The sequence below is a fragment of the Bacillus sp. FSL M8-0256 genome (genome assembly GCF_038005765.1).
GTDB lineage: Bacteria > Bacillota > Bacilli > Bacillales > Bacillaceae > Bacillus > Bacillus safensis.
In genome coordinates, this window is the sequence record NZ_JBBOTU010000001.1 from 2,720,962 (window position 1) to 2,732,646 (window position 11,685).

11 protein-coding genes are annotated in these 11,685 nt (G+C 42.1%); all 11 read right to left on the reverse strand.

All coding sequences use genetic code 11. From position 1 onward, the window contains the following. Nucleotides 1-71 precede the first annotated feature (71 nt). On the reverse strand, nt 72-530 hold the full coding sequence (gene nrdR, locus NSQ76_RS14000; protein WP_003216720.1) for a transcriptional regulator NrdR: 459 nt from the start codon (nt 528-530) through the stop codon (nt 72-74). A gap of 4 nt (nt 531-534) precedes the next feature. Then, nucleotides 535-921 (reverse strand): hypothetical protein, encoded by a 387-nt coding sequence (locus NSQ76_RS14005; RefSeq protein WP_024425708.1) that lies wholly within the window; start codon nt 919-921, stop codon nt 535-537. Between the two features lie 183 nt (nt 922-1,104). Next, a complete protein-coding gene (gene speD / locus NSQ76_RS14010) occupies nt 1,105-1,485 on the reverse strand; it encodes an adenosylmethionine decarboxylase (RefSeq protein WP_003216492.1) in 381 nt (126 codons plus the stop codon). Between the two features lie 235 nt (nt 1,486-1,720). Next, nucleotides 1,721-2,743 (reverse strand): glyceraldehyde-3-phosphate dehydrogenase, encoded by a 1,023-nt coding sequence (locus NSQ76_RS14015; protein ID WP_024425707.1) that lies wholly within the window; start codon nt 2,741-2,743, stop codon nt 1,721-1,723. Nucleotides 2,744-2,915: 172 nt separating this feature from the next. Continuing rightward, nucleotides 2,916-3,521 (reverse strand): dephospho-CoA kinase, encoded by a 606-nt coding sequence (gene coaE / locus NSQ76_RS14020; RefSeq protein ID WP_025092254.1) that lies wholly within the window; start codon nt 3,519-3,521, stop codon nt 2,916-2,918. A 13-nt stretch (nt 3,522-3,534) separates the two neighbouring features. Then, the gene (gene ytaF, locus NSQ76_RS14025; RefSeq protein ID WP_025092255.1) at nt 3,535-4,167 is read right to left on the reverse strand and encodes a sporulation membrane protein YtaF; all 633 of its coding nucleotides are present in this window, start codon (nt 4,165-4,167) and stop codon (nt 3,535-3,537) included. Nucleotides 4,168-4,341: 174 nt separating this feature from the next. After that, nucleotides 4,342-5,175: a DNA-formamidopyrimidine glycosylase gene (mutM, locus tag NSQ76_RS14030; protein WP_101676775.1), complete on the reverse strand. Its 834-nt coding sequence runs from the start codon at nt 5,173-5,175 to the stop codon at nt 4,342-4,344. Between the two features lie 26 nt (nt 5,176-5,201). After that, nucleotides 5,202-7,841: a DNA polymerase I gene (gene polA, locus NSQ76_RS14035; protein WP_024424786.1), complete on the reverse strand. Its 2,640-nt coding sequence runs from the start codon at nt 7,839-7,841 to the stop codon at nt 5,202-5,204. Between the two features lie 255 nt (nt 7,842-8,096). Next, nucleotides 8,097-9,839: a two-component system histidine kinase PnpS gene (pnpS, locus tag NSQ76_RS14040; protein ID WP_024424787.1), complete on the reverse strand. Its 1,743-nt coding sequence runs from the start codon at nt 9,837-9,839 to the stop codon at nt 8,097-8,099. Next, nucleotides 9,832-10,560 (reverse strand): response regulator transcription factor, encoded by a 729-nt coding sequence (locus NSQ76_RS14045; RefSeq protein ID WP_024424788.1) that lies wholly within the window; start codon nt 10,558-10,560, stop codon nt 9,832-9,834. The genes pnpS and NSQ76_RS14045 overlap by 8 nt, the downstream gene beginning before the upstream one ends. A gap of 185 nt (nt 10,561-10,745) precedes the next feature. Continuing rightward, a complete protein-coding gene (gene mdh / locus NSQ76_RS14050) occupies nt 10,746-11,684 on the reverse strand; it encodes a malate dehydrogenase (RefSeq protein ID WP_008356047.1) in 939 nt (312 codons plus the stop codon). Between the last annotated feature and the right edge of the window lies 1 nt (nt 11,685).

Consider the following 11,685-nt stretch of genomic DNA (forward strand, 5'->3'; position numbering starts at 1 on the left):
TTCCATTGTACACTCTTTTTACGTTTTACGCTTTACGCAGGAAAAAGAGCATGAAGAATCTCCAGCTCTTTTTAGCGTTCTTTCTTTAATAGATCTTTTAATTCATCAATAAAGACATTGATGTCTTTAAACTGCCGGTAAACCGAGGCAAACCTGACGTAAGACACTTCATCAATTTTCGCCAGCTCGTCCATGACCATTTCACCTACAAGCTCGCTTTTCACCTCTGACATGCCTTGATTGCGCAGTTCTTTTTCGATATTAAAGCAGACATCCTCCAGCTGCTTTAAAGCGACAGGACGCTTTTCACACGCTTTGATGAGTCCTCTCAGCATTTTTTCCCGGCTGAATTCTTCTCGAATCCCTTCTTTTTTCACCACAATCAGCGGTAATTCTTCTAATTTTTCAAACGTCGTAAAGCGATATTGGCAGCTTTCGCACTCTCTTCTACGACGGATGGATTTCCCTTCATCTACTGGTCTTGAATCAAGCACCCTTGTGCCAAGGTGCTGACATGTGGGACATTTCATTTCATCAGCTCCGATCTATTCTTGGAAGTTGTTTGTCTAGTTCATCATAAAGGGACAGAACGGTCTTTTGACTATAGCCGAAATCTGTTGGCAGGGCCGTTTCTGTTGTCACATTAAAATCGACAGCTGTTTCAAAAGGACGAATTGAAATGACAGTCGCCACGAGAAAGGCTTTTTTCGGCAATCGTATGTTTGCGCTGATTTCACCTCGTTCTGCTGAAACAGATGTCACTTGATAAGAATCGCTTCGGGAAAGAATGGTTTCCACCGCTTGAAAAACTTGTGCATTCGTCGATTTGTAGTAATGGCTTTTCAGTTCTGACACTGGATGCTCGTCAGATGTTTCTGTATGGTTTGACATGAATCGCTTAAACTTTTGTCTTAAAGTCATACACGTATCCCCTTTGCCATAATGCCTCTTTCTTTATTTTATAAAAAAAACCTTTGTTTTCCTAGAACAAAAGTATAGACAAGCTGGGGAATGTTGGATTTTTTATCAAAAAAATATAAAAAGGAGCATAACACAAAGGCATTCAATGCTTTTGGCCAGCTCCCATTGCAATCTTTTTTATGTTTACAGTGCTTTGGCTTGTGCCTGTTTTACTTGAACAGGTCCCATGCCTCGAGGAATTTCGATGTTTTCTCTTGTTTCAGCACCTAATTCATCTCCGATATGATCTGCTGCAATATTCGGATCTAGGTCACCGCAAGTATAAACATCTATGCTCGCATAACCATGTTCAGGAAAGCTGTGAATTGTCAGATGAGATTCAGAAATAATGACAACTCCACTTACTCCTTGAGGTGCAAATTTGTGAAAAGCAACCTCTCTTACCTCAGCTCCTGATTTCAAAGCTGCATTTACAAACGTTTTTTCAATAAAATCCATGTCGTTCAGTTTATCACAGTCGCATCCCCATAGCTCGGAGATAACGTGACGTCCGATTGTTTCCATCATGGACCCCCCTTTAAACAAGAATGAAAGAGTGAAGTTCTAAGCAGCCGGACCGGACATATACCACGGGGGAAAGTTAGTCCTAAGAGGTCCTAACCCTTTAAGTATACCCGAATGAGTCTGCGAACAAGAAGTTCACGAAAAATAGTATACTTTGTTTAGACCCATTTTGCAAGCTGTGTTTTTAGTGGGATTTTCTCTCATTTCTTGAAAAGGGACGATCGTCTTCTTCATTTCAAACAGCAGACAGCTCTTTCATCTGTGCGCCGACAAACTTTACAAGGTCAACCACTCGGCATGAATAACCCCATTCATTGTCATACCATGCAAGAACTTTCACTTTTCTCCCTTCCATTACCATCGTTGTCAGTCCATCAACGACTGCTGAATAAGGGTTTGTGTTAAAGTCCGTAGAGACAAGCGGCTCATCTGTGTAATCTAAAATACCGGCAAGAGATGTTTTAGATGCATTCGAGAAGGCTGCATTGACTTCTTCTGCTGTCACATCTTTTTTCAAGTCAACGACAAGATCAACCATCGACACATTGGAAACTGGTACGCGAAGTGCAAGTCCATGTAATTTCCCTTTCATGTGCGGAAGCACTAAAGAAAGCGCTTTAGCGGCACCCGTCGTAGTTGGAATAATGGACTGAGCACATGCTCTCGCCCGGCGCAGATCCTTATGCGGGTTATCGATATTTTTTTGATCATTTGTATAAGCATGAACCGTTGTCATTAAACCATTGTCGATGCCAAATTCATCATCTAACAGTTTCACAACTGGTGCTAAACAGTTTGTTGTACAAGATGCGTTTGAAATAATGACGTGCTTTTCAGGATCAAGATCATCCTCATTGACACCCATCACAATCGTAATGTCTTCATTTTTACCTGGAGCTGTTAGAACGACTTTTTTCGCTCCGGCATCTATATGGCCCATCGCTTGATCTTTTGAATTAAATTTACCTGTTGCTTCAATGACGATATCAATCCCAAGCTCTCCCCATGGAAGCTGCTTTGGGTCTCTATTATTAAGCAAAAGAACTCTTTTGCCATTCACAATCAAGGCGTCATCTTCTGCTGTCACATCACATTCGTAACGTCCATGATTTGTATCATATTTAATTAAATGTGCTAGCGTTTCGGCAGGATAGCTTGCGTTCACCGCTACAATTTGAATTTGATCATCAAGCATTGCTTTTCTGAAGACCATGCGTCCAATTCTGCCAAACCCATTGATCGCTGCTTTTACCTTCATGAACAGGTCACTCCTCTATTATGTGTTATACTCAATAAATTTATTTATGAAATTAGTATATCACATTAGAATGTAATTGCCAGTATATAAACGTATATTTTCTAAAAAGGGCTGTTCTTTTCAAAGGAAATCAGAATAAAGCATAAAAAAAGAAGAGTACGTGTATGTACTCTTACTTATCTGTATGTTCCCATTCATTTAATATGTTCTGCAATTGCTTTCTAATAAACGCGAGATCTTGTGTGTTCTCTATCACGCGGTCTGCTTTTTTACATTTCTCCTCAAGAGGCTGCTGAGAGTGAATACGATTCAGCGCTTCTTCCTCGCTAAGGTCATTTCGATTCATGAGCCGCGACAGCTGCAATTCGGGCGTTGTATACACCACAATGATGCGGTCGACGAGGCTTTCCAGCTGACTTTCAAATAAAAGCGGGATATCGAGGACAACGAAGGTTTCCTTCTGACTAACCCCTTCATCTCGCTGTTTGAGCATTTCTTTTCTCACTTCAGGATGAACAATCGCATTCAGCTGCTTTCTTTTCTCTTCATCAGAAAAAATGATGGCTCCAAGCTGCTGCCGGTTCAGCTCCCCATTTGGCAGGAGAACATCCTCACCAAAGGCTTGAACGATTTGTTGAAGAGCTGGTGTACCTTTAGCAACCGCTTCTTTTGCAATGACATCTGCGTCCACGACCCTGATGCCCTGCTCTTTTATCATTTGCGAGACGGTGCTTTTTCCACTAGCAATCCCGCCTGTTAATCCAATGACAAGCGTCAATTGATTTCCTCCTTTACAGCTTCCACACCCCAATTAAAATGAGCAGAAGCCCTGGTAAGCATGCAAGTTTATCGATCCAGCGCCAATTGGCCAAGTAATGACCGGCACGGAGCCCGATACACACAAAGAGTGAGCTCATCACGGCCACAGTGATACTCATGACAATTGGAGAAAAGCCTAGAATCGCAGCGCCAATCCCTGCGCCAAATGCATCAATGGATAAAGCAATCCCAAGAAGCACCGCTTCCATTCCATTGATCGTCCCAGAACGGTCAATATCTGCACTTGTCGGCTTTCGCAAAATTTGAATGACAAGACCAAGCGATTGCACTTCCACATTGAGCAATGTCTTTTCATGAAGAAGCAAATCACGCTCTTTCGCTGGTTTGTAAAATTGATAAAGGACCCAAAGTCCAATGGCGATCAAAATGCCTCCACCAAGTTTATCTGTCACTGAGACAGGGAGGAATGTCGTCAGCAGGCTGCCAATCAGCATGGAAATGAGCAGCACAATCCCTGAACAGCATGCAATAATGACAATCGCTTTAAATGGAATCTTCATTTTACGAAGGCCATACGTAAAGCCTACAGAAAAGCTGTCAATACTGACTGCAATAGCTAAAAACAGGAGCGAAATCGAAATCATACCTGAACTCTTCCTTTCTGTTCATGCAACGATGATCAAGAGTCTCTAGGCGTCCTTAGACTCTTCTTCACTATATGAAGAGCAGGTGGGCTGTGTGTCAGTCTACACCTTGCTGAAAAATGAATGTTTTTTATCGTATGCACAGCAAAAAGGAAGCATGCTGATGGCTGATTTTTATTGAGGACGTTTTTGACAGGTCACACAAAAATGAGTGCCGCGCCCTCCGACTACTTTTTTCTCAATGATGCTTCCGCATGTTTGACAAGGCTCTCCCCGCCGGTCATACACAAGAAGCTGCAACTGAAATGTTCCAATATCACCTTGTGAATTGATATATGATCGAATCGTGCTGCCTCCTGCATCTACCGCCACTTGAAGTGTATCGATAATATGCCTGTGAAGCACTTTACACGATTCAAGGCTGAGCTGATTCGCTTTTGTTTCTGGATGAATGCCTGCTTTAAACAAAACCTCATCTACATAAATATTACCTAGTCCCACGACAATCTTTTGATCAAGCAGCGCTGTTTTGACCACACGGGATGTTTTTTTCAATTGCTCCCATAAATATTCCGGAGTGAATTGATCATCAAAAGGCTCATATCCCAGCTGTGAGAGCGGGAGTTCCTTTTCTTCTTCACCCGGCTGAAATAAATGCATCGTGCCAAATTTACGCACATCATGATACCGAAGCTCAGTACCGTCTGTAAACGTAAAGACGACGTGGACATGTTTATCGTATGGCTCATGCGCTTCATGTACACGGTATTTCCCTTCCATCCTTAAATGGGAGACCATCACGTAATGGTCTAAATGAAAGAGCAGGAACTTCCCTCTTCTTTCAATGGTTTGTATTGTTTCTCCTACCATCCTTCTTGCGAACTCTTCCGGCTCCCCAGGACGTTTGATGATATTTGGCCATTTAATATCGACCGTTTCAATCGTTTTTCCTTCGACTAACCGCTTGAGTGTGCGCCGGACGGTTTCAACTTCTGGTAATTCCGGCATGCTCCCCGCTCCTTTTTCTCTCTCTATTATTTTGCGTCGTACCAAGATGGGCCTGAAGCAAAATCAACTTTTAGCGGCACATCTAGCTGAAGTGCATTTTCCATGACTTCAGGGACAATTTTTTCAAGTATGGCAATTTCTTCTTTCGGTGCTTCAAAGATCAATTCATCGTGCACCTGTAATAAAAGATTTGCCTGCAAGTTTTCTTCTTTTAACTTTCGCGCCATATCAATCATGGCTTTTTTAATAATATCAGCTGCACTTCCTTGGATCGGTGTGTTCATGGCTGTTCGTTCGGCAAAGCTTTTGATATTAAAATTACGGCTTGTGATATCCGGGATATACCTTCTGCGTTTGAGAAGCGTCGTGACATATCCTTTTTGTTTCGCTTCCTGCACGATCTCTTCCATATAGGTTTTCACGCCTTTAAAGCTTGTTAAATAGCGTTCGATAAAGGCAGCTGCTTCTTTTCTTGTGATCCCAAGATTTTGAGATAATCCATAGTCACTGATTCCATATACAATTCCGAAGTTGACTGCCTTGGCTTGTCTTCTCATAGAGGAAGTCACTTCTTCTTCTGAGACATGGAACACGTCCATCGCTGTCTTTGTGTGAATATCCATATCTTGCGTAAACGCTTCGATCAAATTCTCGTCCTGAGAAATATGAGCGAGTACACGCAGCTCAATTTGAGAATAGTCAGCAGCAAACATGAGCCAGCCTTCTTTTGAAGGGACGAATGCTTGACGAATCTTTCGTCCTTCCTCTAAACGAATCGGGATATTTTGCAAGTTGGGATCTGTTGAGCTTAATCTTCCTGTTTGCGTGAGCGCTTGATTAAATCGTGTATGCACTTTATGGGTATCCTTGCGCGTTACTTTCATTAAGCCTTCCACATAGGTCGATTGGAGCTTTCCAATTTGGCGGTAATGCAGAATGGACCGAATGATCTCGTGCTTATCTTCAAGCTTTTCAAGAACATCCGCAGATGTCGAATAGCCCGTCTTTGTCTTTTTAATAATCGGCAGGCCTAATTTTTCAAAAAGAATCACGCCAAGCTGTTTAGGAGAATTGATATTAAACGTTTCACCTGCTAAGCGGTGAATGGTTTCTTCATATTCTTTCAGCTTTTTCGTTAACTCTTCACCCATCTTTTCTAGGCGCTCAATATCTACCTTTACGCCAAGGGATTCCATTTCACCTAAGATGAGGGCAAGCGGCAGCTCTAAGTCTTCATATAGTTCATGCTGATCATTTTTTTCTAGCGCTTCAAGTGTTAAATCATGCAGAGCAGAGATCGCCGCTGCTTTTCGCCCAAGATGTTCCTTCAGTTCATCTTCAGGTGGAATCGCCTGCTTTGCTCCTTTTCCGTACACTTTTTCATCAGAAAGAGCGATGTTAAGACCGTATTCCTTCGCCACACTTGCGACGTCCTCATACGATTTCTGAGGGTTGACGACATAGGAAGCGAGCAGAACATCGTTATCGACACCTTTTAGATCGACATCATGCCATCTGAGGGCGACAACTGCTCTTTTTGAATCAAAGACCCATTTCTTCTTCGTTTCATCCTGTACCCATTGTTTAAATGCATCTGATTGAAGTGCATCTTCTTTCGTGATAAAAAACGCACCATTTTCATTATGGATCGCAAAACCAATCAAATCTGCTTCATGATAATTATCTCCAAGCTGTTCTACCACAAGGGCGGCATGATCTGTCAGCATCTCATCCGTTACTTCGGTCATTTTTTTCACTTCTAATGCTTCTACTTCGACCTGTTCACCTGTTTCTGGTGCTTCTCCTAGACGTTCTAGCAGCGTTTGAAAGCCTAGTTCTTTATAAAGAGAGATCACTTGATCCATATGAGGACCTTCATATGCGAGATCCTTGCTTGATACATCAATTGGCGCTTCTACAAGAATCGTTGCGAGTTTTTTACTCATCACTGCCTGCTCTTTATATTCTTCAAGCTTTTCTTTGAGTTTTTTCCCGCTGACTTCGTCAATATGTTCAAGCAGGTTTTCAACCGTTTCAAACTGCTTTAACAATTTAATCGCTGTTTTTTCACCTACACCTGGCACCCCTGGGATATTATCTGAGGAATCTCCCATCAAACCTTTCATATCGATGATTTGATCTGGGCGCAGGCCATATTTCTCTTCAATATGAGCCGGTGTGTAATATTCTACTTCTGTAATGCCTTTTTTCGTAATTGCTACCGTCGTATGGTCTGTTGAGAGCTGCGTTAAGTCCTTATCTCCTGAGAAAATTTTGACTTCAAAGCCGTCTTTTTCTGCCTCCACAGCCAATGTCCCAATAATATCGTCTGCCTCGTATTGAGGAAGCTCGTACCTTTTCACCTGATAGGCATCTAATAGTTCACGGATAAACGGCATTTGTTCTGATAGCTCTGGCGGCGTTTTTTGTCTTCCGCCTTTATATTCTTTAAATGTCTCGTGGCGGAACGTTGTTTTTCCCGCATCAAATGCGACAAGCATATGGGTTGGCTTCTCGTCCTCGAGCATCTTCATTAAGATCATCGCAAAGCCATAAATGGCATTTGTATGGACGCCTTTATCATTTGATAATAGCGGCAATGCAAAAAAGGCTCGATATGCGAGACTGTTTCCATCCACTAGTACTAATTTCTTTTTGTCTGTCATGTTTTAATCCTCCATCGGCTGAGCCATTTCAGCCGTCTCTTTCACACATTGTATCATCATTTTATCAAAGTTTATTTTGAAAAGAAAATAGTCGAACCTGCATAAAAAAAGGGACGAAAACAACAAGTGTTTTCGTCCTTACAAAATTGGCTCCTTGGATGAAGGGGTTCCTATTCATCCTACCAATGATTGTTTAACTAAACATGAATCCATTGTAAAGATCATGTAAATTTTAACGTGACTTTCCTTTTTTCCCTATTTTGATTTTAGGCTCACTGTAAAAGTCGTTCCTTTACCTTGTTTGCTATGGACCGAAATCGTCCCTTCATGCGCCTCCACAAGGTGTTTGACAATGGCAAGACCAAGTCCTGTACCGCCTGAATTTCTACTTCTATCTTTATCAATTCGATAAAATCTCTCAAATATTCTTGGAATCTCGCTTTTCTTCATGCCGATTCCTGTATCTGCTACATCAAATTCATAGGCGCCTTTCCGCGGTCTTGCCGAAATGGTGACACTCCCTCCCTCTGGTGTATAGGTAAGGGCATTGTTCACGAGATTGAGGAAGATTTGCTTTAACCTCAGCGGATCTGCCATCACATAGACAGGCTCTTTCGGGATTCGCACTTGTAATTGAATGCCTTTTTCTGCGGCCTTTTGTTTTAAAAGGACTTCAATCTCTTGAATGATTTCTGTCGCATTGGCGTCTTGAATATTCAGTTTGAAATGCTGCTGCTCGATTTTGGAAAGATCGAGTAAATCTTGAATGAGAGTTTCGAGACGGACACTCTCTTTTAGAATGATGGAAAGGAATTGTGTCAGCGCTTCTTTGTCATCAATCGCTCCATCAAGAAGAGTTTCGGAGAATCCTTTAATCGACGTAATTGGTGTCTTTAATTCGTGAGACACATTGGCGACAAAATCTTTTCGCATCTGCTCAAGCTGCTTTGTTTCTGTCACGTCATGAAATACAAGGACAATTCCTTTCCATTCATCGTCTGTACTTAAAATGGGAACACCATCCACCTGGAAGTAGCGCCGTTCAATGTCAACGGCCAGGCGTAAAAACTTCCGCACCTTCGTTTCTGTCATGAAAATTTCGTCAATCAGCTCAATAATTTCTTCATGAGTAAATGCTTCATGATACAGCTTGTGCATGTAAATGTGCTTTTGCACTTTAAACTGCTTGCGGAAGGTTCGATTGACTAGGTTGATATATCCCATCTTATCAATCAAAATAATTCCTGCTCCGATGTTTTCAATGACTGTTTGCAGACGGTCCCGCTGCATTTCCCCAGTGCTTGTCATTTCTTGAAGGCTTTCTGCCAGGCGCTTCATTGATGTATTAAGCTCACTTGTTTCGATGATGAGCTCTTCATAATGATTGGTATCATAGTTCCCGCGTTCCAGCTGTTTGGCTACCTTTGTGGCATAATCTATCGGTTTTACATATTTCATCGACATGCGGTATCCAAAGAAAACGATAATAATAATCGCCGAGCCAAGACAAACGGCTAATGCGAGCCAAAGCTGGCCGTCAATTTCATTTAAAGGCTGGAATGACGCATGGAGAAATAAATAGCCCACCGGTTTGTTTTGTTTCAGGATAGGGACGGCGTAATGAAACAGCGCATCCTTCTCATCCTCAATGACGACGCCTTTTGTTTGAAGGCGTTCATTGTTCAGTGTGTTTTGAATGATGCCCCTTTGCTCCGCTTGACCTGTTGTATGTATGATATTCCCCTTCAGGTCCACAATTGATGCATTCATATCAAGATGCTGCTTTGCCTGATTGAGGATCTCCTTGTTTTGCTTCGCCTGCAGATCATCACCATCCATGGAAGAAAGAAGAAAGCTCGATTCATTTTCCATTCGTTCCGTTAATTTTGTTTCATAAAAGACATGGAACATGTGATCCAAAAAAAGGCCAAGTGCAACAAACACAATAAAAAGGAGAAAAATAAGGCCCGAAAACAGACGGGTTCTAATTTTACTCATTTGGCTTTGGCTCCTCCAATTTGTAGCCTAAGCCGCGAATGGTTTTAATGTATGTTGGTTTTTTCGTATTCTTTTCAATTTTGTCCCGCAAGTGGCTGATATGTACATCCACAATACGAGTGTCACCTGCAAAGTCATAATTCCAAACGGCACTTAGCAGCAGATCACGTGTGAGGACACGTCCTTTATGCTTGGCCAAATAAAGCAGCAGTTCAAATTCCTTCGGCGTAAGCTCTAGGCGTTCTTCTTGGAAGTAGACTTCGTAGTGTTCTGGTAAAATGCGCAGTTCACCAATTTTGATTTGGTCTGCAATGATCTCTTCCTTCTCCTCTTGCGCGGGGACAGGCTGAGATTGCTGCGCTCTTCTCAAGATGGCTTTTACCCGAGCACCCACTTCTCTAGGACTAAATGGCTTTGTCATGTAATCATCGGCTCCAAGCTCAAGGCCGAGCACCTTATCAAATTCATCGTCCTTTGCTGTCAGCATTAAAATAGGGAACATCATTTTTTGAATTCTCAGTTGTTTGCACACTTCAATGCCGTCCATCTTCGGAAGCATTAAATCTAATACAATGAGATCAGGCTGTTCACTTGCTGCTTTTTCAAGCGCTTCTTCGCCATCTCTTGCTGTGACGACATCATAGCCCGCCCTTTCAAGGTTATAGCTTAGAAGTGTTACAATCGATTCTTCATCATCCACAACTAATATTTTTTTATTCATGTTGTGCCTCCAATTAGTGATTTCCCCTGCATCCGTTTTTTTGTATCTTATGTGAAAAGCGAGAAGTCATGCTTTCTCTTTCATTTTAACGAAAGCTTAACAAGAGGACAATTTAAAATTTCGACAAGATTTGTTTTGTAAACAAAAAGAAGGCCCCTCATAAGAGAAGCCTTCTTTTTTTCATATTAAGACAATACTTTCATGACGTTCTTAACAGATTCAACAGAACGGTCAAGCTGACTTCTTTCTTCTTCTGTCAACTCAAGCTCAATGATCTGCTCAAGGCCGTTTCCACCTACGATTGTTGGTACTCCAAGGTAAATGCCTTCGTAGCCATATTCACCTTCAAGGTATGCAATCGTTGGGATGACGCGGCGCTGATCTTTTAGAATCGCCTCAACCATTTCTACTAGTGAAGCAGCAGGTGCATAATAGGCACTACCGTTACCTAATAGGTTTACGATTTCGCCGCCGCCTTTTCTTGTTCTTTCAACAATCGCATCAATACGATCTTTTGGAATCAATGTTTCAAGCGGGATACCGCCTGCATAAGAGTAACGAACAAGCGGAACCATGTCATCGCCATGTCCACCAAGGACAAAGCCCGTCACATCTTTGACAGATAGGTTTAATTCTTGAGCAACAAACGTACGGAAACGTGCTGTATCAAGAATGCCCGATTGTCCAATGACTTTTTCTTTTGGTAATCCTGATTCTTTATAAACTGCATATGTCATTGCATCAACAGGGTTTGTTAACACAACAATAATGGCTTCTGGAGAATATTTAACGATTTCGCGTGTCACGCTGCGCATGATTTTTTCATTTGTGGACACGAGATCGTCACGGCTCATTCCCGGCTTTCTTGCAATTCCTGCCGTAATGACCACGACATCAGAACCGGCTGTATCTTCGTAGTTAGAAGTGCCTGTAATGTTCGCATCGAAGCCTTGAACAGGGCTTGCTTCCAGCATATCAAGAGCTTTCCCTTTTGTTGGGTTTTCAAGCTGCGGGATATCAACTAATACGACATCCGCTAATTCTTTTTGAGCCGTTAGAAATGCTGTAGTTGCTCCAGTAAAACCTGCTCCGATGACAGATACTTTTTTACGCTTGTTTGCCATT

What these genes read in the sequence shown, in the direction of transcription:
- nrdR (WP_003216720.1), bottom strand. Translation starts at nt 530, where the DNA reads ATGAAATGTCCCACATGTCAGCACCTTGGCACAAGGGTGCTTGATTCA.
- NSQ76_RS14005 (WP_024425708.1), bottom strand. Translation starts at nt 921, where the DNA reads ATGACTTTAAGACAAAAGTTTAAGCGATTCATGTCAAACCATACAGAA.
- speD (WP_003216492.1), bottom strand. Translation starts at nt 1,485, where the DNA reads ATGGAAACAATCGGACGTCACGTTATCTCCGAGCTATGGGGATGCGAC.
- NSQ76_RS14015 (WP_024425707.1), bottom strand. Translation starts at nt 2,743, where the DNA reads ATGAAGGTAAAAGCAGCGATCAATGGGTTTGGCAGAATTGGACGCATG.
- ytaF (WP_025092255.1), bottom strand. Translation starts at nt 4,167, where the DNA reads ATGATTTCGATTTCGCTCCTGTTTTTAGCTATTGCAGTCAGTATTGAC.
- mutM (WP_101676775.1), bottom strand. Translation starts at nt 5,175, where the DNA reads ATGCCGGAATTACCAGAAGTTGAAACCGTCCGGCGCACACTCAAGCGG.
- polA (WP_024424786.1), bottom strand. Translation starts at nt 7,841, where the DNA reads ATGACAGACAAAAAGAAATTAGTACTAGTGGATGGAAACAGTCTCGCA.
- pnpS (WP_024424787.1), bottom strand. Translation starts at nt 9,839, where the DNA reads ATGAGTAAAATTAGAACCCGTCTGTTTTCGGGCCTTATTTTTCTCCTT.
- NSQ76_RS14045 (WP_024424788.1), bottom strand. Translation starts at nt 10,560, where the DNA reads ATGAATAAAAAAATATTAGTTGTGGATGATGAAGAATCGATTGTAACA.
- mdh (WP_008356047.1), bottom strand. Translation starts at nt 11,684, where the DNA reads ATGGCAAACAAGCGTAAAAAAGTATCTGTCATCGGAGCAGGTTTTACT.